The organism is Flavobacterium sp. (assembly GCF_027484205.1).
Classification (GTDB): Bacteria; Bacteroidota; Bacteroidia; order Flavobacteriales; family Flavobacteriaceae; genus Flavobacterium.
Map to the genome: position 1 here is coordinate 21,772 of NZ_JAIXUB010000004.1, position 25,594 is coordinate 47,365.

Below are 25,594 nucleotides of genomic sequence, written 5' to 3' on the forward strand. Positions count from 1 at the left end.
TTTTAATTGTCAATTTTACCCTTAATTTTCTGAAAATTAGAGAAAGTTTTCAACACGAAAACGTTTTCGGAAGTATATATATACGATGTCATTTTTTTTTGTGAATATTTATCATAAATTTAACATTCGAAGTTAAAGTATAAGCAAAAAAACAAATTATTAACCTAAACAAAATGTATGAAAACAATTTATCAAAAGTTGTTATTTTTATTACTACTTCTGCCATTTAGTGTCTTTGCACAAAGCACACTAGAAGGTGTTGTAAAGGATTCAAAATCTAAACAACCCATTCCAGGTGTAAATGTAGTAGTTCAAGGTGCCGCAGCAGGTACTTCAACTGATTTAGACGGTAAGTTTAAATTAGCTAAACTAAAAAGTGGAGACAAAATTGTCTTTTCTTTTATTGGTTACAAAAATGAGATTGTAAATTACAACGGACAATCTTCAATTTCAGTTTCATTAGAGGAAGAATCTAATCAAATTCAAGAAGTTGTAGTTCAAGTTGGTTATGGTACTGTTAAGAAAAAAGATGCGACAGGATCAGTAGCCACTGTTGCTAGCAAAGATTTTAATAAAGGAGCCAATGTAACGGTTGAGAATTTATTAAACGGTAGAGTTGCAGGTTTAACAATAAATACAAGTGGTGCGCCAGGGTCAGGATCGCAAATAAGAATTAGAGGAGGTTCTTCTCTATTTGCATCTAATGATCCATTAGTTGTTGTTGATGGTTTGCCAATATCAAATACTACAAACGTAGGATCTACTTCGTTTTTAGCATCTTTAAATCCAAGTGATATTGAAACTTTTACTGTTTTGAAAGACGCTTCATCAACTGCTATTTATGGTGCAAGAGCTTCAAATGGGGTAATAATTATTACAACTAAAAAAGGTTCTAAAAAATTATCTGTAGATTATAATTTTAATTATGGTTCTGGAAAATTAGTTGACAAAATTGATGTTTTTAGTGCAGATGAATACAGAAATATTATTCAAACATTAAGACCTGGTGATGTTGGGTTGCTAGGAAATTCAAACACTGATTGGCAAGAAGCAATCTATAGAAGAACAGATTATTTTGATAATAATTTATCATTAAAAGGAAATTTATTTAACAAAATCCCTGCAAGAATATCAATTGGTAGAACTTACCAAGAAGGGTTGAGACTTACAAATGAGTTTAATAGAAATACTGTGTCAGCAGCATTATCTCCTTCTTTATTAAAAGATCACTTAAAATTGAGATTTAGTGCTAATTACACAAATGAAACTAATAGATTTGCTGATGGTGTTGAAAACTCAGCAATTCAATTTGATCCTACTCAGCCTATATATGATTCGAATTCTCCGTTTGGCGGATTCTTTGAATATTATAATTACAATGCAGCTACTAATCAAAATGCTTTATTGTTAGCTCCAAGAAATCCTGTAGCTCAGTTGATTCAAACTAATGATAGTGGTAGAAATAATAGATTATTTGGTAATATCGAGTTTGATTATAAATTTCATTTTTTACCTGAATTAAGAGCTGTTTTAAATTTAGGTTATGATGAATCAAGAGGTAATAGATTAAGATTAGTTTCTCCTGATGCTGCAACTGGTGGTAGTATTGGTGATGTCAGATATGGAACTAATGAGTTTAGAACTAAAAACATCAAAAATAAATTATTAGATTTTTATCTAGTTTATAATAAATTGTTTGGAAAAATAAATTTTGAACTAACAGGTGGTTATTCTTATCAAAAGTTTGAAGAGCATGAATATTTTACTGGAAACAGATATAATATTTTTAACCAAGATGCTGATGCTATTGATCCTACTGATAATGTTTTAATTGGTTTTTTTGGTAGAACTAATTTAACTTTTAATGATAAGTATTTATTAACACTTTCTATGAGAAGAGACGCTACTTCTAGATTTGATGTTAATAATAGATGGGGTAATTTTCCAGCAGCTGCTTTTGCATGGAAAATGAAAGATGATTTCTTTGCAGACTCTAAAATAGTTTCTGATTTTAAACTTAGATTAGGATGGGGTATTACAGGTCAACAAGTTTTACCATCTGATGCTAATAATTATTATTTACAACAATATTCAGTTGGAGGTACAAATTCTCAATATATTTTTGGATCAATTCCTTATGCAGTTGGAATTCCAAATCCTTACAATACAAATCTAAAGTGGGAAGAAACAACAACTTACAATTTAGGTTTTGATTACGGACTATTGAATAATAGAATTACAGGAACATTAGATTTATTTTACAAAAAAGCAGATGATATGATTTCAAAAACTGCTTTTGCTGATGGAGGAAGTTTTACAAACAGAGGATGGGCAAACATAGGATCTTTTACTACTAAAGGCATTGAATTTGCTGTAAACGCAGAAATTTTAAATTCTAAAAACTTTAAATGGAATGTTAATTTTAATGCAACTAAATTTGAAAGAAGAATCGACGAACTTGCTTTGAATTCTGATATCTTATTAGGTGATGTAGGAGCTGGAACAGGTGGAACAGCACAAATATTAAGCGAAGGCTTTACTCCGTACTCTTTCTATGTTTACAAACAGTTATATGATAGTAATAACAATCCTATTGAAGGAGCTTATGCAGATTTAAATGGTGATAGTATTATCAATGGTGATGATAGATACATTTATAAAAATCCAGATCCAGACTTAACTTTAGGTTTTGCTTCAAATATGAATTATAAAAATTTAGATTTTTCATTTAACTTAAGAGCAAGTTTAGGAAATAGAATTTATAATTCTGTTAATGCTACAAAAGCACAATATGATTTACTTAAAAATAATGCAGTATTAGGAAATATTCCATCTTCAGTTTTGTCAACTGATTTCAATACAACATCTGATGTTATTTTATCTGATATATATATTGAGAACGGATCATTTTTAAGATTAGATAATGTAACTTTAGGTTATACTTTCCCTGAAGTATTTGATGGAAAAGCTTCTGTTAGATTATTTACAGGAGTTCAAAATGCATTTGTTCTTACAAAATACTCAGGTTTAGATCCAGAAATTGCGAACGATGGTAGAGATAATACAATTTACCCAAGACAACGTTCGATTCTATTTGGTGCAAACGTAAAATTTTAAAATAAAAACTATGAAAAAAATTAATTTAAGTTTTATCGCATTACTAGGATTTATGTTTTTGCTAAATTCTTGTACTGATGATTTAAATGTTGTCCCTGAAGATGACGACGTTTTCTTGTCAGAAGATTTTTTTAATCAACCTGATGCTTATAAAAAAGGTTTAGCAGGTGTTTATGGAAATTTTTCTTTAACAGGTGCTGCAGGTCCAGGTTCATCTTTCCTTGAAGGAATTGACGCAGGAACTAGCCAGTATGGTAGATGTCTTTGGTATATGGAGAATTTGACTACAGATGAAGTTATCTGGAGTTATGAAAATGATCCTGGAACTAAAGAATTACAAAGAAATACTTGGACAGCTCAAAATCCAGTAATTTTAGGGATGTATAGTAGAGCTATGGCAGAAGTTGCTTTTGTTAATGAATATTTGAGACAAACTACTCCAGAAAAGTTAAATTCTAGAGGAGTTACTGATGCAACAACGTTATCAGAAATTGAGTTGTATAGAAATGAAGTTAAGGTTTTAAGATCATTAGCCTACTATCATTTAATGGATTTGTTTGGTAAAGCTACATTTGTTACTGAAAATGATCCTCCAGGGTTTGCTGGACCTCAATATGATAGAAACCAACTTTTCAATTTTATTGAAGAGGAACTTACAGAAGTTATACCAAACTTAAAAGCTGCAAGAACAAATGAGTATGGTAGAGTTGATCAAGCTGTTGCAAAAATGATTTTAGCTAAAATTTATTTAAACGCAGAAGTTTACATTGGTACCAATAGATATTCAGATTGTGCTACTTTATGTACAGAGATTATTGGATCAGGATATACTCTTAATTCTAATTACTTAAATAATTTTAAAGCGGATAATAATAATTCATCAGAAATGATTTTCACATTTCAATCAGATGGTATTACTACTCAAAATTATGGTCCTACAACAGTAATGATTAATGGTCAAGTAGGTTCAATTGAACAAAACGGAACTGGTTTAGGAGTTAGTTCAGGTGGATGGGGTGGAGCTTTAAGATTGAGAAAACAATTTGTTCAAAAATTTGAAGGCGCTGATTTTAACACTGACTCAAGAAAAACTATTATTTCTGGTCCTAGAAATATTGACATTTCAGATATAGCTAATAGAGATCAAGGTTATATTTTAGCTAAATATTCTAATGTTACATCTACAGGAGGATTAGGATCAAGTACTACTTTTGTAAATACTGATTTTCCATTATTTCGTTTAGCAGATGTTTATTTAATGTATGCAGAATGTGCTGTTAGAGGTGCATCATCTGCAAGTTTAACTCAAGCGTTAGATTATGTTAATGATTTAAGAGAAAGAGCAAATTCTGGTTCTACAATAGCAAATATTGATTCTTCAGATTTAACTCTAGATTTTATTATTGATGAGCGTGCGAGAGAATTACATTGGGAATCTCACAGAAGACAAGATTTAATTAGATTTAACAAGTACACGGGTGGAAGCTACAATTGGGCTTGGAAAGGAAATGGATCGAATGGAATTTCAATTTCAAACAATTTAAAATTATTTCCAATACCATCTGCATCACTTGCTGCAAATCCTAATTTAACTCAAAACCCTGGATATTAATTTATTAACTATAAAAATAATAAAAATGAAAAATACAATAAAATCAATTTTTACACTAGCATTAGTTGCTTCTACTTTTTGGTCTTGTGAAGACGAACAAGATTTGCGATTTGCTACACCTGAAGCATCATTTGAAATTCTTTCTCCTCAGTCAGGTGAAGGCGTGGTTTTGACTCCTGATAATCCACTAAATCCTGCTTTAGCACTTACTTGGGGTAATATGGATTATGGTACACCAACAGAAGTAACATATACTATTCAAGTTGACAAAAACGGAGATAACTTTGATAATCCTGTAGATGTTGTAAATACAACTAATACATACATAACTATATCTTCAGATGTTTTAAATGGTGCTGCAGTAGCTGCAGGTTTAACTCCATATTCTGAAGGAGGTTTAGATGTTAGAATTAAATCAACAATTGGAAGTACAGCATCTCAAGAGGCTTTTTCAACACCTATTACTTATCTTGTAACTCCATATTCTACTGACTTGCCTAAAATAGCTGTTCCTGGTAATCATCAAGGATGGAATCCACCAACAGCTCCAACTTTAGCGTCTTCTGGTTTTGGACAAACAGATTATGAAGGTTATGTTTGGCTTGACGGAGGACACAAATTTGTAGGTCCAGATCCAGCAGGTAACTTTAATTGGGGAAATACTGATTGGGGTGATGATGGTACTTTTAGTGGTGTTCTTGCTGAATCAGGAGAATCAGATATTTCTGCTACTCCAGGTTATTATAGAATTCAGGCTAACACAGCAACATTGTTATACACAGAAACGTTAACAACTTGGGGTATTGTAGGTGCTGCAACACCAGGTAGTTGGGATAATAGTACTCCTTTAACATACAATCCGACTACAAAAAAATGGGAAGGAACAGTTGCTTTAACTGCTGGTGAATTTAAATTCAGAGCTAATAATGCTTGGGCTATTAATTTAGGAGGTGATCCAGATGAAGATGGATCAATGAATTATGATGGTCCTAATTTGTCAGTTGGTACAGCTGGAACTTATACTGTAGTATTAGATTTGTCTGATCCTAGACAATATTCATATACTTTAACGGCAAATTAATTATAAAAACATTTTTAAAGGGCTTTCTTTAATAGAAAGCCCTTTTCTATAAAAATAAACTATGAAAAAAATCACTTATTTATTCTTTTTGTTTTTTGCGATGAATGTTTTTTCGCAACAACAAACCATAACTTATAATGTATCTCCAACTGCTTTTGAAGAAAATCAATCAATTACAGTTACATTTAACGGTTCAAGTATTAATGAAGCAACTTGGGGTGTAACAGGAAACGCATTGTATCTATGGGCATGGTCCTTTGATTCAAATGATACTAATATTTTAGATTGTCCAACTAATGGAACTTGGACTAACTCTAGTGAAACAAATTTATTAACTTACAATTCAGGTACTGATACTTATTCAATAACATTTGTTCCTCAAACATTTTATTCAAGAACAGGAATTGGAAGAATAGGTTTTTTAGTAAAAGCAAAAAATGCAACAGGTGATAAAAAGTCACAAGATATTACTTTAGAAGTTGGTCTTTTTCAATCAACTCTAACTTCACCAACAGTAAATAGTTCTACAATTATTAGCTCAGGTGGAAGTTTAAATATAACAGCTAACAATACTAACGGTAATGCAAGTTATAATTTAAAAGCAAATGGAGTAAGTATAAGTTCAAATCCAAGCACAACTTCTTTTTCATTTAATCATACAGGAATTACGTCAAATCAAGCTTATGAATTAGATATTACTCAAGCATCAATTACTCAAACTAAAAAGTTTAATGTGATTGTAAATCCTGGTATATTATCTCAAGCACTTCCTTCAGGACTAGAAGACGGAATCAATTATAATTCTTCAGATGCAACTAAAGCGACTTTAGTATTAGATGCACCTGGAAAAGATTTCGTTTATGTTGCAGGAAGTTTTAATAATTGGCAACCAAACTCAAGTTACGCAATGAAAAAAGATGCTACGACTGGTAAGTTTTGGTTAGAATTGACTGGATTAACATCAGGAACACAATATACTTATCAATATTGGGTTGTTGATCAAACACCTACATTAAATTCTCCTGTTTTAGTAAAAACAGCTGATCCGTATTCAACTTTGGTACTATCTCCATATGATGATCCATATATTCCAGCAACATCTTATCCTTCTTTGCCAACTTATCCGTCAGGACAAGAAAGAGAAGTTACAGTTTTGCAAACAGGACAAACTCCTTACAACTGGAGTGCTGCAACTACAGGTTTTGTTAAACCTAATAAAGATAACTTAGTAGTTTATGAAGTTTTAATTAGAGATTTTGATTCAGACAGAAATTTTCAAGATTTAATTGATAAAATAAATTATTTCAAAAATCTTAAAATAAATGCTATTCAGTTAATGCCTGTAATGGAGTTTGAAGGAAATGAATCATGGGGTTATAATACTGCATATCATTTAGCTTTAGATAAATTTTATGGTACTGCTAATAAATTTAAAGAATTCATTGATTTATGTCACCAAAACGGTATTGCAGTAATTCTTGATGTTGCTTTAAACCACGCTTTTGGAAGAAATCCAATGGTTAGAATGTGGATGAAAGATGCTGATGGTGATGGTTGGGGTGATCCTGCTGCAGATAATCCATACTTTAATGAGTTCGCCAAACATAGTTATAGTGTTGGGTCAGATTTCAATCACTCTTCTACATTAACAAAATACTATACAAAACGTGTTGTTAAACACTGGATACAAGAATTTAAGATTGATGGATTCCGTTGGGATTTAACTAAAGGTTTCACTCAAGCATGTTCTGGTGGAGACGATACATGTACAAATGCATATCAAGCAGATAGAGTCGCTGTTCTTAAAGAATATGCAGATTATTCATGGACACAAGATAATAATCATATTGTAATTTTTGAGCACCTTGGAGCTGACAATGAAGAACAGCAATGGGCAAATTATAGATTAGGAGAAGGTAAAGGTATATTAATGTGGGGTGAAATGACTTCAAAATATGCTGAACTTGCTCAAGGAACGTCTGGTGATAAAGATATTACAAGAATGGGACACGTTTCTCGTGGATTTACAGGAAAAAGATTAATTGGATATCCTGAAAGTCATGACAAAGAGAGAATTTTATATTCTGCTTTTACATTTGGAAATGGTTCTGGTGCTTTTCCTGTGAATGGTAATCTTACAAACACAATAAAAAGGATGTCAGCTATTGGTGCAATTAGTTTACTAATTCCAGGGCCAAAAATGATATGGCATTTTGGAGAATTAGGAAACACAGGTTCAATATTTACTTGTAATAATGGCTCTGTTAATACTGATTATGATACTACAGGAGGCGATTGTAAGTTAGACACAAAACCACAACCTCAATGGACAAACAATTGGTTAGCCGATGCAAATAGAAGTGTTGTTTATAACAACTGGGCAAAAATGATTGATTTAAAAAAGAACAATTCAGTTTTTAATGCTAATTATGCAATCAGTGCGCCAGGTGGAAATAACAATAATGTAAGACAAAGAATTTATCTTTTTGGAGGTACAGGAGCTTTAACTAATGTAGTTATTTTAGCAAACTTTTCTGTAGCTAATTTAGATGTTGTTGCTGATTTCCCTTTTGCAGGAACTTGGTATAATTTAATGGATAATTCTACACTTTCAGTTACTAATACCGCTATGAATATCAACATTGAATCAGGAGGTTTTAGAGTTTACGGAAATCAAGCAGCTTTAAGTTCTATAGATTTCAATCCTTTAACCGGATCTGGTTTATATCCTAATCCATCTTCAACTTATTTTTCAATTGATAACTCGAGTATTACAAAAGTTCAAATTTTTTCAATGACAGGACAATTAGTAAAAACTTTCGAAAATCAATTAGTTGATTATCAATATCCAATTTCAGATTTAACTCAAGGTATGTATTTTGTAAAAATCTCTGATGACAACAATCATCATGAAACCTTGAAGTTAATTAAAAATTAATGTTTGAGTTAGTTTAAATAGATTACCTAAAGACCTTTCATTAATTTGAAAGGTCTTTTTTAATTATGTATTTTTTAATAAAAAGCTAAAACTTATTTTTTTAGCTTTGCAGCAATTTAAAAGTAAAAAAATGAAGAAGATAGCAATAAAGTCACTTAAAGTTTTTGGTATAACCATCGCGGTGATTTTATTATTTATGTTTCTTTTTCCAATTTTATTTCCAGGAAAAATAGAGAAAGAAGTTAAAGAATTTGCGAATGCAAAATTGAATGGTGAACTTAATTTTAAAGAAGCAAATCTCTCTTTTTTCAATCATTTTCCTTTATTAACATTGTCTTTGAGCGAATTTGATTTGAAAGGTTCTGCGCCTTACAAAAACGAGACATTACTTTCTGCTAACGAAATTGCATTCGGAATCAATCTTAAAGATTTAGTTTGGGATGGTCAAGTTACTATCAATAAAATTTTTCTTTCAGATGCCTTTGCTAATATTAAAGTAAACAAAAATGGCGAAGCAAATTATAATATTTATGTTTCTGATAGTAAAGAAGTTTCTAAAGATTCGTCATCAGCAAAAATTAAACTTGACAAAATTTCAATAGTGAATACTCATTTGGTTTATGATGACAAATCGACCAAAATATTGATTGATGCTAAAGGGTTTAATTACCTTGGAAAAGGTGATTTAGATAAAGCTATTTTTGACTTGAAAACCGAAGCTAAAATTGATGATTTCAATTTTGCAATGGATGGAGAACAATATCTTAAAAACAAGAAAGTTAATGCTGATTTGATTACGAAAATTAACACTAATTCTTTGTCTTTTATTTTTGAAGAAAATAATTTAAAAATCAATAAACTTCCAATAGATTTTGTTGGAAAACTTGATTTCCTAAAAAATGGATACGATCTTGATTTTAGTGTTGAATCTAAAAATAGTTTATTGAATGATTTTTTCACCGCTTTACCACCAAAATACGTGACTTGGTTAGAAAAAACAAAAGTAAAAGGAAATACAGATTTGCTACTAACTTTAAAAGGAAAATACATTGCTTCTACTAATGAGAAACCTAATTTGGCTTTTAATATGAAAATCAGAGAAGGCGAAATCAATCATAAAGAAGCATTGGTTCCAGCAACAAATGTTTTCTTAAATTTTGACACAAAACTTCCTGCTTTAGATGTTGAAAAATTGAAAGTCAATGTTGATTCAATATTTTTCAATTTGGGTAAAGATTATGTAAAAGCTATCATAAAAACGGAAGGATTGAGTAAGCCAAATATCAATGCCAAAATAAATACAGCCGTAGATTTAGCTAACTTAGACAGAGCTTTCGGAATTGGTAATGTGGATTTAAAAGGGAAGTTAAATGTTGATATAAATTCAAAAGGAGTTTACGATAAAGCCAACAAGATCGTACCTATTACAAAAGGTTCAATTTCACTTAAAAACGGCTATATAAAAACCGATTATTATCCAAATCCGATTAAAAATATTAATGTTCTTGCCAATGTTTCAGATAATTCAGGTTCGCTTAAAGATTTGAAAATCAATCTTTCACCAGCTTCATTTGATTTTGAAGGAAAACCAATTTATGTTAAAGCAGCACTTGAAAACTTAGAAAATGTCAAGTATGATATTATTGCTAAAGGCGAATTGGAATTGGCAAAAATTTACAAAGTTTTTTCAACCAAAGGTTTGGATTTAGAAGGTTATATCAAAGCTGATGTCGCATTTAAAGGAACGCAATCGGATGCAACAAATGGTAATTATCATAAATTAAATAATAAAGGAACACTAATACTCAGAAATATCAAAACTACATCTGAGTATTTGCCAAAACCATTTTTAATAAAAGATGGAACATTTGTTTTCAATCAAGATAAAATGAATTTCAGTAATTTCAATGCTGTTTATGGTCAATCTGATTTGAAAATGAATGGTTATATGCAAAATGTTATAGACTTTGTTTTATCTCAAAATGCTGTTTTAAAAGGAGATTTTACATTGACTTCAAATTATATAAATATTGATGAGTTCATGCCAAAATCGCAAGTCCTAAATCAAACAATTTCCTCTGAAAGTAAAGTGGAAACTAAAAAGGAAACGGAATCTGGTGTTGTGATTATTCCTCCAAATTTAGATTTGAAATTCAATTGTTTAGCTCAAAAAGTTGACTTCGATGAATTAAAAATGCAAAATCTAAAAAGCGAAGTTGTCATCAACAAAGGAAAAATTATGCTTAACAAATCAGGTTTTGATATTATTGGTTCTAATGTAAATATGGATGTTGTTTATGGAAGCGAAACTACCAAAAAAGCATTTTTTGATTTTAAAGTTGTAGCTAAAGAATTTGATGTAAAACGTGCTTACAAGGAAATAAAAATGTTTCGTGAAATGGCTTCTGCTGCAGAAAGTGCTGAAGGGATTGTTTCATTAGACTATAAAGTAGCAGGAAAGTTAAACGATCAAATGCAGCCCATTTATCCATCGTTATCTGGTGGTGGAATTCTTTCTGTTAAAAATGTAAAGATGAAAGGGTTTAAAATGTTTGGTGCCGTTAGTAAAAAAACAGGAAAAGATGCTATAAAAAACCCAGATTTGTCAAAAGTTGATATTAAAACTACTATAAAAAACAACATCATAACTATCGAGAGATTCAAATTTAAAGTAGCAGGATTTAGGCCAAGAATTGAAGGAACTACAAGTTTTGATGGGAAATTAAATATCAAAATGCGCCTTGGATTACCACCATTAGGAATTATTGGAATACCATTAACTGTTACTGGAACGCAAGAAAATCCGAAAGTAAAACTTGGAAGAAAAGGTGAGGATATTGAAGAAACAGAATACGACGATTCGACTACAGTAACAACAAAACCATAAAACTTAAAAGCATCACAAAGTTAGATGCTTTTTTTTGATGAATTAATTAAAAACAAAAAACCCGAATCCCGAAATTTCGGGACTATTCGGGTTTCGTGGCACTTTTAGTTAAAATACTAATTACTAATTAAAGTAATTTAAAATTTCTATTTTTGAAATAAATAAAAATCAAATGAATTACAAAGAATTGCAAAAAGAGTTAAGAAGAATTAACTATCCAGAAAATCAATATTTGTTTTATAGTGCAACCAGAATTATAGAAAACATTGTAAATAATACAAAGGACAAAGACATTTTAGTAAATATGGATTATTACTTAAAGCAACTTAATAAACTTGAAAATCCTTTTAACTTTGATAAAACAATAAAATCACAAAGTGGATTATCTAAACTAATGAGTATAGTTGCGGGTGCGGAATCTTTTTTAGAGGGTATTGAATAACACCTAAATTGTTTTTTAATGTATTCTGTAACAAAATATTACTCTATCATTAATTATTAGAGTTTTATAAAAAGATAAGAAATAAAATTTAGAGATAGTATTAGAAAATTTTTACTTTTTTGTAATCAAATTCATTTAACCTGAAATTCAAATATTCATTTTTGGTTGATAAGTTTCAAATACTTGGAGCTAGTTTTTGAAAACAAAATGTAAAGGAAGTGAGACATATTAATTAATTAAAAAACAAAAAACCCGAATCCCGAAATTTCGGGACTATTCGGTTTTGTGGTGCCTCCAGTCCCGACACTTCGGGAGAACCAGAGACACATTTTTAATTATTTCTTTAAAAGAATATCGGATAATATCTCAGTGTTCTGAATTATTTTTTCAATGAATAATTTACTTTTCATTCTTTTAATAAATTTTTCAAGATATAAAGCATGAGTTCTATCTCCACATTCAAAGGACAAAACTAATTCCCAATCGTTTGCAATTTTAGAAAATGAATTAGAATATTCATGTTGATTATGTTTAAAAATTCTTTCTTCAATATTATGAGTTTCTCCAACATAATATTTTAGCTAGTTTTTGAATACTAAATGTAAAGGAAGTGAGACATATGAATTAATTAAAAACAAAAAACCCGAATCCCGAAATTTCGGGACTATTCGGGTTTCGTGGTGCCTCCAGTCCCGACACTTCGGGAGAACCAGAAACATATTTTATTAATTATCTTTTTGAAAGAATATCTGATAAAATCTCAGTGTTCTGAATTACTTTTTCAATGAATAACTTACTTTTCATTCTTTTAATAAATCTTTCAAGATATAAAGCGCGAGTTCTATCTTCACACTCAAAAAATAAAACTAATTTCCAATCGTTTGCTATTTTAGAAAATGAATTAGAATATTCATGTTGATTATGTTTAAAAATTCTTTCTTCAACATTATGAGTTTCTCCAACATAATATTTTGAGCTAGTTTTTGAATACAAAATGTAAAGGAAGTGAGACATATTAATTAATTAAAAACAAAAAACCCGAATATTGCTATTCGGGTTTCGTGGTACCTCCAGGGATCGAACCAGGGACACATGGATTTTCAGTCCATTGCTCTACCATCTGAGCTAAGGTACCGTTACAATTTGTAGCATTACTGCTGTTGATTGCGGGTGCAAATATAGAACGATTTTTAATTTATCCAAAACAATTTTTAAAAAAAATCTATTTGTAACTTTGCAAACTAAATTATTAAAATATGCTTTTAGCTATAGATGTTGGCAATACACAAATCAAATCGGCTGTATTTGAACATAATACATTATTGCAAAAAGAAATTATATCCTATTCTGATTGGAAAAATATTTTAAAAAATATTTTAAAAAACTTTCCTAAAATTGAAAATATTGTAGTTTCATCTGTTGGAAAACTTGATAAAACCGATTTTTTAGAATTAAAAGATGGGGTAAATGTGTTTTTTGTCTCAAGAGAAATTGTGTTTCCTTTTAAAAATAAATATGAAACGCCAAATACACTTGGCATTGACAGAATGGTTTTATCAGCAGGAGCAGTTTTGCAATTTCCAAAACAAAACAGATTAATTATTGATGCGGGAACTTGTATTACTTATGATTTTGTTGATGAAAATGATAATTACCTAGGTGGAGCAATTTCTCCCGGAATTAGACTTCGTTATGAATCTTTACACAATTACACTGCAAAATTACCGTTATTAGTAAAAGATAATCCAGAACAAAGTGTTGGTAATTCAACAACTCAATCAATTCATTCAGGAGTTATAAATGGTATTTCATTTGAGATTGATGGTTTCATTAACTCTATTTTAGAAAAAAATGATAACTTTATCATAATTTTAACGGGTGGCGACTCAGAATTTTTGGCTAAACGATTAAAAAATACCATATTTGCCAATTCAAATTTTCTTCTTGAAAGTTTGAACCAAATTTTTCAATACAATCAAAATGATTAAAAAAATTATTGTAAGCATTAGCTTATTTCTTTCGGTAGTTGCATTTGCACAAGAAAGCACTTCTTCGCCTTATTCTTTTTATGGTCTTGGTGATGTTCGTTTTAAAGGAACAATAGAAAACAGAGCAATGGGTGGATTGTCGGTTTTAGGAGATAGTATTCACATTAATCTTCAAAATCCTGCTTTGCAATCTAATTTAAAATTGACCACTTTTGCAATTGGTGGAACTTATTCACCAACAACTCTTAAAACTGATTCTGAGAAAGAAAAATCAAGAAGAACAGGTTTAGATTATCTAGCTGTTGCTATTCCATTAAATAAAATGGCATTCAGTTTAGGTTTAATTCCATACTCTTCTGTGGGTTACAAAATAAGAACAACCGAAGTTGATCCTGCTACAGACGAAATAACCCAGCTTAATGACTATTCTGGAGAAGGCGGAATCAATAAAGTTTTTCTAGGTTATAGCTATCAATTAACATCAAAATTTAGTGTTGGAGCAGATTTACAATATAATTTTGGAAGAATTGAAACCAAAAGTTTAACTTATCGTGATGAAGTTCAATTTGGAACAAGAGAGTTAAACACATCTGACGTATCGGGTGTTAATTTTAATACCGGAATTGGTTTCAATTCAAAATTGAATAAAAAATTAACTATTTTTAGCGGAATTACTTTTAGTCCAAAGTCAACATTAAAATTGAATAACGAAAGAAGTATAGCTACTGTACAATTTTCGTCAGTTGGAGGTGAGGTTGCTATAGATGAAGCAGAAAATATTGATGTTGATGATTCAACATTAACTTTCCCATCTAAATTAGCTTTCAGTACAGCAATTGGCGAAGTAAAAAAATGGTCTATTGGTGGTGAAGTTACGCTTCAAGGTACAAGTGATTTAGGTAGTAGATTTAATGATATCGATAACGTAGCATATGAAAATTCTGTAAAATACAGTATTGGTGGTTATTACATTCCAAAATACAATTCGTTTACAAATTATTTTAACAAAATTGTTTACCGTGGAGGATTTAGATATGAAAACACAGGTTTAGTTTTAAACAATGAATCTATTAAAGATTATGCTTTAACTTTAGGTTTAGGATTACCTTTAGGAGGAACATTTTCAAATATTAATATCGGGTTAGAATTTGGAAAAAGAGGAACTACAAATGCAGGTTTAGTTCAAGAAAATTATACAAACATTAGTATCGGATTATCGTTCAACGATAAATGGTTCAAAAAAGCTAAATACGACTAATTAAAATAGCATGTTATGAAGAAATTGTGTTTTATAGTAAGTGTTTTTTTTACAGGAATTTTGTTCTCACAAGAAATCAATTGTGTTGAAAAACAAAAGCAATTGTCTTCATTAATCAATGATAAAGACTACAAGCAAGCTAATTTACTTTTGTCTGAAATTAAAACTATTTGTTCATCAAAATCAGAAGAGTTTTTTTATTTAGGAATAAATGTTCTTCAATATAATGTTGACATTGCATCAAATGAAACTAAGGAAAAAGAAATCAGAGAATTAATAAAGTTCTATGATTTATATGATAAAAATTTCCCTCAAAACAAAAACGGAAATTCTATCAACAAAGCAATGCTTCTTTTTGATAATGGAATTGCTAATCAAGATGAAATTTATTCTAATTTAGATAAATCTTTTCAAAAAGATAAATTTCAATTTTCTAATCCAAATGCTTTATTCACTTATTTCAAGATGTTTAAAGAAAAATATGGCGATAAGAAAAATGCCATTACATTCGATAAATTTATTGAAACCTACGGACAAGTTCTTGCTGTAATTGAAAAAAATAAAACAGCTTTTCCTGATAAAGCAGTCGAATTTGAAAATGCAAAATTGGCAACAAATTCAATCGTAAGAGAAGATTTTACTAAAGAAAATTTAGTATCCTATTCTGAAAACAATTTCAAACAAAATGCAAATAATGTTGAGTGGCTTTCCTCAATTGCGGCTTTACTTTTTGTCAATGCATCCGAATCATCAATATTTGGAGCTATTGCGTCTCAGTTAAATTCGTTAAACCCAACTTCAAAATCGTTATATTATTTAGCTGATTTCAATTTGAAAAATAAAAATCAGGAAAAAGCTATCGATTTATTAGAAAAATCGGCAGAACTTTCAATTGAAAAAAACGAAAAGAGTCAAATATATTTAACTTTAGCTAATATGTTTGCTACAAGAGACAAATCAAAATCTAAAGAGTTTATCAAAAAGATTATGGAAATAAGCCCTGAAAGAGGCGATGTGTATCTTCTTTTAGCAAGTTTATATTCAAATTCAATCAACGAATGCGCAACTACAGAAATTGAAAAAAAAGCAATAAACCGATTAGCTAAAATTACTGCAGAAACAGCAGCTAAAGTGGAACCACGATTCAAATCTTCGTTGCCTGGTATTGCAAAAAAATATGCTAATCAAGAGTTAACTGCAGACGAAATGAAGCAAGTTAAAAAGTCTGGCGGAAGCATAACAATCAATTGTTGGATTAACGAAAAAGTGAAGTTTTAATATAAATATGATTAAAAAAACAACATTTTTTATTTTCTCAATTCTATTTGGAATTCTTTTTTTATCTTCTTGCGAAAGTAATTTCAAAGAAGTTCAAAAATCTAATTTTGTCGAGTTTACACCTAGTGGTGAAGCAGATTCTATAAATTTGAAATACACCGATTCAGGAAAAATTAAATCAATTTTAGTTTCTCCAAAAATGCTAGATTATGCAACAGTTGAATTTCCTTTTACAGAATTTCCTAAAGGAATAAAAGTGACAATGTATGATGAAGGAGGAAAAAAGACCTATGTTACATCAAAATATGCGGTTTCATTTAAAAACACTGATTTAATTGATTTACAAGGAAGTGTTAAAATAACAAATGATGCTGGACAGCTTTTTGAAACGGAACAATTGTATTTTGATCAAAAAAATGAATGGTTTTATACCGAAAGAAGATTCAAGTTTACAGATCCAAAAGGATTTACTTTTGGCGAAGGTGTTGACTTTAGTAAAGATTTCAAAATAATTAATTCGCAACGAATAAACGGCGAAGTTGAAAACTCAAATTAACTATGAATTATTTAAATATAACAAAATACATCTATTTAGCTATTGGTTTTATAATGGTTTATGATACAATTTCAAAATGGAATAATGATCCAAAACCCTATTTAAGTATCATGCTAGCCGCAATGGCATTTTTTCTTTTTTTCTTTAGAAGTAAGTTTGGTAAAAAATTTGAAGAAAGAAAAAAACAACAAAATCAAACTAAATCTTAAATGGAAATTGCAGTAATAATTATATGTTTATTACTTTCAGCTTTCTTTTCAGGAATGGAAATTGCTTATATTTCCTCCAATAAAATTTATCTTGAAATTGAGAAAAAGCAAGATAACTTCCTTTCAAAAATTCTAACTAAAATTACCGAAAAACCTTCAAAATTTATTGCAACAATGCTTGTTGGAAACAATATAGCTATTGTAATTTATGGGTTTTTTATGGGAGATTTATTAATGAATTGGATAAATTCATTCGACTTTCAACTATCTGAATTTTCTAATGTTTTACTTCAAACAATTATTTCAACTCTAATAATCTTAATTACTTCTGAGTTTTTGCCTAAAGTTTTTTTTCAGATTTATGCCAATAGTTTAATTAAGTTTTTTGCTATACCAAGTTATTTCTTCTATGTAGTTTTTAATTACATATCTACTTTTATCATTTGGATTTCCGATTTTATTCTAAAAAAATTCTTTAAAACAGAAGGCGATTATGTTCCGTCATTTTTTAGTAAAGTCGAATTGGGAAATTATATTAACGAACAAATGAGTGCTGTTGAAAATAACCAAGAAGTAGATTCTGAAATTCAAATATTTCAAAATGCTTTAGAGTTTTCAGGAGTAAAAGCACGAGAAATAATGACGCCAAGAACAGAATTAGTTGCTATTGAGTTGCATAGTCCTGTTTCAGAATTAAGGGAATTATTTATTGAAACTGGATATTCTAAAATATTAGTTTATCAAAATTCTCTTGATGATATTATCGGTTATGTACATTCATTTGAATTGTTTAAAAAACCACGAAGCATTAAAGCTATTATGATTGCTGTAGAGTATGTGCCTGAAACAATTTTCATAAAAGATGTTTTAAATCTTTTGACGAAAAAGAGAAAAAGTGTTGCAGTAATTCTAGACGAATACGGAGGAACATCAGGAATAATTACGGTAGAAGACATTGTTGAAGAGCTTTTTGGTGAAATTGAAGATGAACATGATAATGATGAAGAGTTTGTTGAAAATCAAATTGATGAAAATAATTATTTGTTTTCAGCAAGACTAGATGTTGCTTATATAAATGAGGAATATAAACTAAATATTCCTGAAAGTGATTCTTACGGAACTCTTGGAGGATTTATTGTTAATTCATCAAAAGAAATTCCTCTAAAAGGTGACCAAATCGTAATAGAAAACTTTCACTTTACAATTGAAGAAGCTTCAAATACTAAAATAGATTTGGTTAAATTGACTATAATTGACTAAAAAATAAAAAAAATCACTTTTTTATTGAAATTATAACTTCACTATTATAATTATTTCACAGATAATTGTATTTTCGCAAACTGAAATAAAAATTAACATATATAAAAATGGCAGTTTTACAAAAAATTAGAAAGCGTTCAGGTTTACTTTTAATAGTTATCGGGTTTTCATTATTAGCTTTTGTTATTGGAGATTTAATCCAAGGTGGAAGTTTTAATCAAGTATCAAAAGACGTTGGAAGTATCAATGGAAAAGATGTTCCTTTTGAAGCTTTTAGAATAAAAGTTGCTAATATGGAGAAAAGTGGTCAAGGAACGACTACTACTCAAGCAGCTAATCAACTTTGGGATCAAGAAGTTGCTATTGCTTTACTTTCTGCAGAGTTTGAAAAATTAGGTCTTCGCGCAGGAGAAAAACACATTGTTGAAAATTTCAAAAACGATCCTAACATTGGACAAAATCCAGCATTCTTAAATGAATTAGGAAAATTTGATTTGAAAAAATTTAAAGAATACTTTAAATCAAATCCTGAGCAAGCACTAGCTTTGAAAGATAGAGAAAAAGATGCTGAATTAAATGCTAAATATCAAATGTATGCTTCTTTAATAAAAGGAGGAATGTACACTACAAACGCAGATGGAAAATTCAAATATGAATTAGAAGCAAATAAAACTTCTTTTGATTATGTGGTTGCATTATATTCTTCTGTAAAAGATAGCGATATAAAAGTTACAGATGAAGATTATCTTAACTACATGCAAAAACATGAAAAGAGATTCAAATCTGACGGTACACGTGAAATCGAGTATGTTTTAGTAGAAGACAAACCGTCTAAAAAAGACGAAGACGAAGTTAAAACTAAAATTAATGCTTTATTAGTTGGAGGTCTTGTTTACAATGACGAAACAAAAGAAAACGATACTGTACCAAGTTTTAAAAATGCTTCAAATGTAGCTGAATTTGTTTCTGCTAATTCTGATATTCCTTATGATTCAACTTATGTTTCTAAACAAGATTTACCTGCTGAACATGCTGAGGCATTATTCAACTTGCCTGCAGGTGAAGTTTATGGACCATATATGAATGGAAAATACTACAGTATTTCTAAAGCAATGGGAAGAAAATCAGGTGCAAAAGCAAAAGCAAGTCACATCTTGATTAGTTGGGAAGGAACTCAAGTACCAAACAAAAAAGAAAAAAGAACTAAAGAACAAGCTAAAGCTAAAGCTGACGGTTTGTTAGCTCAAGCATTAGCGGCGCCAGGAAATTTTGCAATTTTAGCTTTAACAAATTCTGATGATTCTTCTGCTCAACAAGGTGGAGATTTAGGAGTTTTTGGACCTGGACAAATGGTTAAACCATTTAATGATTTTGTTTTCAATAATCCTGTTGGAAAAATTGGTTTAGTTGAATCTGAATTTGGTTACCATATTATTAATGTTACAGATAAACAAGATGCAATTCGTTTAGCTACTGTTGCTCAAAAAATTATTCCATCAGAGCAAACAACAAATGAAGCTTTCACAAAAGCAACTAAGTTTGAAATGGATGCTGCTAATAAAGATTTTGCTGCTGTTGCAAAAGCTGCAGGATTAACAGTTAGTCCTTCAGTTAAAGCAAAACCAATGGACGAAAACTTTGGAACTGTTGGAAATCAAAGACAAATTGTAAAATGGGCTTATAGTGATGATACAAACATTGGTGATGTTAAACGTTTTGAAATTACTAATGTAGGTCATGTAATTGCTAAATTGAAAAAAGTAAATGAAAAAGGTTTAATGACTGTTGAAGAAGCTAAACCAATGATTGAAAGTATCGTAAAAAACGAGAAAAAAGCTGAAAAATTAATTGCTAAAATGAAAGGTTCTTCTTTAGAAGCAATTGCAAAAGCAAATGCAACTACTGTTCAACAAGCAGTTGATGTAACTGTTGATAATGCTACTTTAGCAAATGTTGGAGTTGAGCAAAAAGTTGTTGGAACTGCTTTTGGAACCGCAATTAATAAAGTTTCTGCACCAATTCAAGGAAATACAGGAGTTTTTGTTGTAAAAACAAAATCGGTTGTAAAAGCTCCTAAAATTGCTGACTATTCTGCTTATGTTAATAAACTAAAAGGAAATGCAGGTCAAGCTGCTGGAAGAGTTATTCCTGCGTTGAAAAATGATGCAAAAATTGAAGATAATAGATTAGAATTTTACTAGTAGATTCTTTTCAAAATAATATTTAAAAAAAAACGTCTCAGCAATGAGACGTTTTTTTTGTATTATAAAATCATATCTTTATAGGAAATAACTACTGAATATCCTTTATTATTAAAGTATTCTATTGGATTTTCTTTTGAAATAGCTAAAACAAAATCGCCACCCCAAGCTCCAAGACTTTTAATCACACCTTGGAAATCATCAAACAATGCTTCTTGAACCGTTTGGAGTTCTAAAACATTACTCATTTCTATTTCGTGCTTTTGCAGTGCTAAAGCAAATTCTTTTGGTTCGGTTGCGTCAATAACTGTCTTCGTAATAGAATCAATTATTTTTACTGTTTTACCAATATCACCTTGTTTATCAAGATAAGAAGCAATTGCAGATTTGCTACTTTGTTTTTTATTCAAATAAACAAAATGTATTTTATCAATAAAATTTGGTTCAAATGAAATTCTTTCAACTATTGGTTTTTCATTAACAAGTTGGTAAATAATAGCCGAATCATTTTGAGCACAAGCCAAGTCGTAACCACTTCCTCCAAAACTTCTTTTAAGCAATTCGTAGGCGTCAATTTCTAACCACTGAGCAATATTATTAATAAGAGTAGAAGAAGTGCCTAAACCCCAAAATTTTGGGAATGTAAGTTCCGTAGTTATTTTATATCCTTTAGATTGTGTTATAAAATCTGAATTCATCAGATAAGCTTCGTGTAAAATCTCAATTAAAGTGTTTTTGATGTTGTGAACTTCATTGTAATTTTTTTTCTCGATGATGCTAGAAAAAGGGATGTTGTCCTCAAACCAAATACTTCCGTCATGATCGTGACTTCTCCATTGAATAACTTCATTTTCTGAAGATTCAATAATTAAATTTTGACCAAATTTTGTAGGTAGCGCTAATGCTTTTGCACCATCAAGAACCACATATTCTCCTGTGATTAATAATTTTCCGTTGCTGTAAAATTCTTTTTTCATAGTATTTGCCACAAAATCGCTAAGGCGCAAAGTTTCATTTTATTATTTGTCACACTGAGCAAGCTTGCAATGAGTTTATCGAAGTGAAGTGCTTTTTACAAAATTATTTCCTTAAATTTTCAATAAATTCAACAACTGCTGCATGAGAGATAGTGTTATTTTCAAAATGCTTTTTAATCATTTTTCGCTCTTCCTCAGAAGTTTGAAACTGATTTAAAATATTATTAATATGCATTTTCATATGACCTTCTTGAATTCCGGTTGTGGTTAACGAACGCAAAGCTGCAAAATTTTGTGCTAAACCTGTTACAGCAACAATTTGCATTAATTCATGTGCAGATGGTTTTCCTAATATTTGTAAAGCCATTTTTACTAACGGATGTAATGAAGTTAATCCGCCAACGGTTCCAAGTGCTAATGGAATTTCCATCCAAAAAGTAAAAATACCATTTTCAATTGTAGCATGCGATAGACTTGAATATTTTCCGTTTCGAGAAGCATAAGCATGAACGCCAGCTTCAACGGCACGAAAATCATTTCCTGTTGCAAGAATTACAGCATCAATTCCGTTCATGATTCCTTTATTGTGCGTTACTGCTCTAAAAGGTTCTATCTCTGCAATCTTAACAGCTTGAACAAATTTCTCTGCAAATTCATGAGGATTTGAAATATTTTTTTCAGCTAGTTCTTCCACTTTACAAGAAACTTCTGCTCGAACTATACAATTAGGAACATAATTTGAAAGAATACTCATCACTACTTGGATGTTCTTTTCTTCCAAAGAAAAATCTTCATTATTTAGAGCTTCTTCTTTCAATGTTTTTGCAAATTGCTCTAAACAAGAATTTATAAAGTTAGCACCCATTGAATCTTTCGTTTCGAAAGTAGCATGCAATTGAAAGTAGTTTTCTAATTCGTTGGTTTTATTTCTTAGTTCAATATCCAAAATTCCACCACCGCGTTTTTGCATGTTTTTGGTGATGCTTTCGGTTTCTTCAACCAATTTTGATTTTGTTGTTTTGAAGAATTTTTCTAATTTTTGAACATCACCTTTATAAATAAAATGTACTTGTCCAATTTTTTCAGAATTCAAAACAGTTGCTTTAAATCCTCCACGAGTACTCCAATATTTTGCTGATTTTGAAGCGGCAGCAACAACAGAACTCTCTTCAATAACCATTGGAACCGAATAATAGTTGTTGTTGATTAAAAAATTTGGTGCAATTCCCATTGGTAAATAGAAATTAGTAATCGTATTCTCAATAAATTCATCGTGCAACTGTTGCAGCTTAGAATCAGAGTTCCAATATTGTTTTATGGTGGCAATAGCTTCTGTTGGATTGGTAAAGTATTCAGTAGCAATCCAATTGATTTTTTCTTCTTTTGATAATTTTGAAAATCCAGCAACAGCGTTATTCATGTTCAAATGATTATTTCTTATTTTCAGCAAAGATACGCTTTAGAATTAATTCTTATATTTGATTTTGGAGTAATTTAAAAATACTAAAAACTGCATTTAACATAAAAATATGCCATTATTTGGGAATTTTTCACTAAAATTGAACTCGTTTTATAATCAATCAAAAAAATGAAAATTACTAAAATTATTACACTCTTTCTTTTAACGACTTTTTCTGTCGTAGCGCAGCAAAAAATTTCTGTTGAAGAAATCTACACAGGTGCTTTTCGTACCAAAGGAATGGATGAATTGCAATCCATGAAAAACACGAATCAGTACACGGTTTTAAATACTGATAGAGCTACAAAAAGTCAACAAATAGATTTGTATGATTTTGCAACATTAAAAAAAGTTTCTACGTTGATAGATACTAAAAACTTCAAAGAATTATCAGAAAACGGTATTGATAGTTACGTGTTTAGTAAAGACGAAAAGCAAATTTTAATTGCTAATAATTCTAATCAAATTTTCCGTCATTCGTTTACAGCTGATTATTTTTTGTACGATATGGCATCTCAAAAAATTGCTGGATTTCTTGGGCAAGTTCAAGAACCAACATTTTCTCCTGATGGTACTAAAATTGCTTATGCAAAAGCAAATGATTTATATATTTATGATATAACATCAAGAAATACAACTCGTGTTACCAGTGATGGAGTAAAAAATAAAATTATTAACGGAATCACTGATTGGGTTTATGAAGAAGAGTTTGCTTTTGTTCGCGCATTCGATTGGAGTACAGATAGTAAAAAGTTAGCTTATATTCGTTTTGACGAAAGTGAAGTGCCTCAGTTTTCTATGGATATGTATAAAAAAGATTTATATCCAACATCTGAAACCTTCAAATACCCAAAAGCAGGTGAGAAAAACGCATTAGTTTCATTACATATATACAATTTAAACGGTAACATTTCACAACCCATTAATTTAGGAAACTACTCAGATTTCTATATTGCAAGAATGAAATGGACTAATGATGCCAATATAGTTTCTGTACAAGTTCTAAACCGTCATCAAGACAATTTAGATTTGATTTTTGTTGATGCAACTACTGCAAATGCAAAAGTTGTTTTGAATGAAAAGGATAAAGCTTATGTTGACGTAACAGACAATTTAACGTTTTTGAAAGACAACAGTTTTATTTGGACATCAGAAAAAGATGGTTACAATCACATTTATTTGTATGATAAAAACGGAAAACTTAAAAATCAAATTACCAAAGGAAATTGGGAAGTAACTTCTTATTATGGATTTGACGAAAAAACTAAAACGGTTTTCTATCAATCAGTTGAAAATGGTTCAATTTTGAGAGACGTTTATAAAATTTCGTTAGACGGAAAAAAGAAAGTAAAATTATCTTCACAAGTTGGAACTAATGCAGCGACTTTCAGTCCAGATTTCACTTATTTTATTAACACTTATTCAAGTGCGACAGTTCCTCCAATGTATACTTTAAATAGTTCTAAAGACGGAAAACAGGCGCAAGAAATTGTAAATAATACCACTTTAGTAGATAAATTAAAGAAATATGATTTGCCAACTAAAGAATTTTTCGAACTTACGACTGAAAAAGGGCACAAACTAAATGCCTGGATGATTAAACCGAAAGATTTTGATGCATCTAAAAAATATCCAGTTTTCATGTATCAATATTCTGGTCCAGGTTCGCAAGAAGTAGCTAATAACTGGTTAGATACTAACGATATGTGGTTCATGATGTTGTCACAACAAGGTTACATCATTGCATGTGTTGACGGAAGAGGTACAGGTTATAAAGGTGCGGCTTTCAAGAAATGTACACAAAAAGAGTTAGGAAAATTTGAAGTTGAGGATCAAATTGATGCTGCAAAAGTTATAGGAAACTATGCTTATGTAGATAAATCTAGAATTGGTATATTTGGCTGGTCTTATGGAGGATTCATGTCGAGCAATTGTTTGTTTAAAGGTGCTGATGTTTTTAAAATGGCAATTGCTGTTGCTCCAGTTACAAATTGGAGATTTTATGATAGTATTTACACCGAAAGATACATGACAACACCACAAGAAAACGCTAGTGGATATGATGATAATTCACCAATCAATCACGTGAGTAAGTTAAAAGGAAACTTTTTACTGATTCATGGAACAGCAGACGACAACGTTCACGTTCAAAATTCAATGCAAATGATTGAAGCATTAGTTCAAGCTAATAAGCAATTCGATTGGGCAATTTATCCTGACAAAAACCACGGAATATATGGTGGAAAAACAAGAATTCAGTTGTTTAATAAAATGACGAATTATATTAAAGAGAAACTATAATCAACTAAATACAAACTAAAATAAATTAAA

At 30.1% G+C, this 25,594-nt stretch carries 18 protein-coding genes and 1 tRNA gene; 14 read left to right on the plus strand and 5 right to left on the minus strand.

Features of this window, described 5'->3' with window-relative positions; genetic code table 11:
* Positions 1-177: 177 nt before the first annotated feature.
* The 6 genes from Q0049_RS01870 (at position 178) to Q0049_RS01895 (ending at position 12,077) form a co-directional block, all read left to right on the plus strand.
* On the plus strand, positions 178-3,117 hold the full coding sequence (locus Q0049_RS01870; protein ID WP_298115910.1) for a SusC/RagA family TonB-linked outer membrane protein: 2,940 nt from the start codon (positions 178-180) through the stop codon (positions 3,115-3,117).
* 10 nt (positions 3,118-3,127) lie between these two features.
* Complete coding sequence (locus tag Q0049_RS01875; protein ID WP_298115913.1) at positions 3,128-4,729, plus strand: RagB/SusD family nutrient uptake outer membrane protein; 1,602 nt, start codon at positions 3,128-3,130, stop codon at positions 4,727-4,729.
* Positions 4,730-4,754: 25 nt separating this feature from the next.
* The gene (locus Q0049_RS01880) at positions 4,755-5,810 is read left to right on the plus strand and encodes a SusE domain-containing protein (RefSeq protein ID WP_298115916.1); all 1,056 of its coding nucleotides are present in this window, start codon (positions 4,755-4,757) and stop codon (positions 5,808-5,810) included.
* 61 nt (positions 5,811-5,871) lie between these two features.
* Positions 5,872-8,748 (plus strand): alpha-amylase family glycosyl hydrolase, encoded by a 2,877-nt coding sequence (locus Q0049_RS01885; RefSeq protein ID WP_298115918.1) that lies wholly within the window; start codon positions 5,872-5,874, stop codon positions 8,746-8,748.
* Between the two features lie 130 nt (positions 8,749-8,878).
* Positions 8,879-11,635, plus strand: a complete 2,757-nt coding sequence (locus Q0049_RS01890) for an AsmA-like C-terminal region-containing protein (RefSeq protein ID WP_298115921.1) — start codon at positions 8,879-8,881, stop codon at positions 11,633-11,635.
* A 172-nt stretch (positions 11,636-11,807) separates the two neighbouring features.
* On the plus strand, positions 11,808-12,077 hold the full coding sequence (locus Q0049_RS01895) for a hypothetical protein (RefSeq protein WP_298115923.1): 270 nt from the start codon (positions 11,808-11,810) through the stop codon (positions 12,075-12,077).
* A 335-nt stretch (positions 12,078-12,412) separates the two neighbouring features.
* On the opposite strand, the gene Q0049_RS01900 is transcribed toward Q0049_RS01895, so the two are convergent.
* The 3 genes from Q0049_RS01900 to Q0049_RS01910 all read right to left on the minus strand — a co-directional run bounded on the left by Q0049_RS01900 (position 12,413) and on the right by Q0049_RS01910 (position 13,212).
* The gene (locus Q0049_RS01900) at positions 12,413-12,628 is read right to left on the minus strand and encodes a GIY-YIG nuclease family protein (protein ID WP_367178932.1); all 216 of its coding nucleotides are present in this window, start codon (positions 12,626-12,628) and stop codon (positions 12,413-12,415) included.
* A gap of 178 nt (positions 12,629-12,806) precedes the next feature.
* Positions 12,807-13,091, minus strand: coding sequence for a GIY-YIG nuclease family protein (locus Q0049_RS01905; RefSeq protein ID WP_298115925.1), 285 nt, complete (start codon positions 13,089-13,091; stop codon positions 12,807-12,809).
* A gap of 48 nt (positions 13,092-13,139) precedes the next feature.
* Positions 13,140-13,212, minus strand: a tRNA-Phe gene (locus Q0049_RS01910).
* A 121-nt stretch (positions 13,213-13,333) separates the two neighbouring features.
* Between Q0049_RS01910 and Q0049_RS01915 the strand changes: the two genes are divergently transcribed.
* From Q0049_RS01915 to Q0049_RS01945, 7 genes are all read left to right on the plus strand, one after another.
* On the plus strand, positions 13,334-14,065 hold the full coding sequence (locus tag Q0049_RS01915; protein ID WP_298115927.1) for a type III pantothenate kinase: 732 nt from the start codon (positions 13,334-13,336) through the stop codon (positions 14,063-14,065).
* Entirely contained in the window at positions 14,058-15,323 is a 1,266-nt protein-coding gene (locus Q0049_RS01920; protein ID WP_298115930.1) for a hypothetical protein, read from the plus strand. The genes Q0049_RS01915 and Q0049_RS01920 overlap by 8 nt, the downstream gene beginning before the upstream one ends.
* 15 nt (positions 15,324-15,338) lie before the next feature.
* Positions 15,339-16,601 (plus strand): hypothetical protein, encoded by a 1,263-nt coding sequence (locus tag Q0049_RS01925; protein ID WP_298115933.1) that lies wholly within the window; start codon positions 15,339-15,341, stop codon positions 16,599-16,601.
* Positions 16,602-16,608: 7 nt separating this feature from the next.
* On the plus strand, positions 16,609-17,157 hold the full coding sequence (gene lptC, locus Q0049_RS01930) for an LPS export ABC transporter periplasmic protein LptC (RefSeq protein ID WP_298115936.1): 549 nt from the start codon (positions 16,609-16,611) through the stop codon (positions 17,155-17,157).
* A gap of 2 nt (positions 17,158-17,159) precedes the next feature.
* Positions 17,160-17,366 (plus strand): hypothetical protein, encoded by a 207-nt coding sequence (locus tag Q0049_RS01935; protein WP_298115939.1) that lies wholly within the window; start codon positions 17,160-17,162, stop codon positions 17,364-17,366.
* Positions 17,367-18,626: a hemolysin family protein gene (locus tag Q0049_RS01940; RefSeq protein ID WP_298115942.1), complete on the plus strand. Its 1,260-nt coding sequence runs from the start codon at positions 17,367-17,369 to the stop codon at positions 18,624-18,626.
* A gap of 107 nt (positions 18,627-18,733) precedes the next feature.
* On the plus strand, positions 18,734-20,827 hold the full coding sequence (locus Q0049_RS01945) for a peptidylprolyl isomerase (RefSeq protein ID WP_298115944.1): 2,094 nt from the start codon (positions 18,734-18,736) through the stop codon (positions 20,825-20,827).
* 62 nt (positions 20,828-20,889) lie between these two features.
* Here the strand turns inward: Q0049_RS01945 and Q0049_RS01950 are convergent, their stop codons facing one another.
* Together Q0049_RS01950 and Q0049_RS01955 are read right to left on the minus strand one after the other, a co-directional pair.
* Positions 20,890-21,804 (minus strand): GYDIA family GHMP kinase, encoded by a 915-nt coding sequence (locus tag Q0049_RS01950; RefSeq protein ID WP_298115947.1) that lies wholly within the window; start codon positions 21,802-21,804, stop codon positions 20,890-20,892.
* Between the two features lie 103 nt (positions 21,805-21,907).
* Complete coding sequence (locus Q0049_RS01955; RefSeq protein ID WP_298115949.1) at positions 21,908-23,224, minus strand: hydroxymethylglutaryl-CoA reductase, degradative; 1,317 nt, start codon at positions 23,222-23,224, stop codon at positions 21,908-21,910.
* A 168-nt stretch (positions 23,225-23,392) separates the two neighbouring features.
* On the opposite strand from Q0049_RS01955, the gene Q0049_RS01960 reads away from it, so the two are divergent.
* Positions 23,393-25,564, plus strand: coding sequence for a S9 family peptidase (locus Q0049_RS01960; protein ID WP_298115952.1), 2,172 nt, complete (start codon positions 23,393-23,395; stop codon positions 25,562-25,564).
* Positions 25,565-25,594 lie beyond the last annotated feature (30 nt).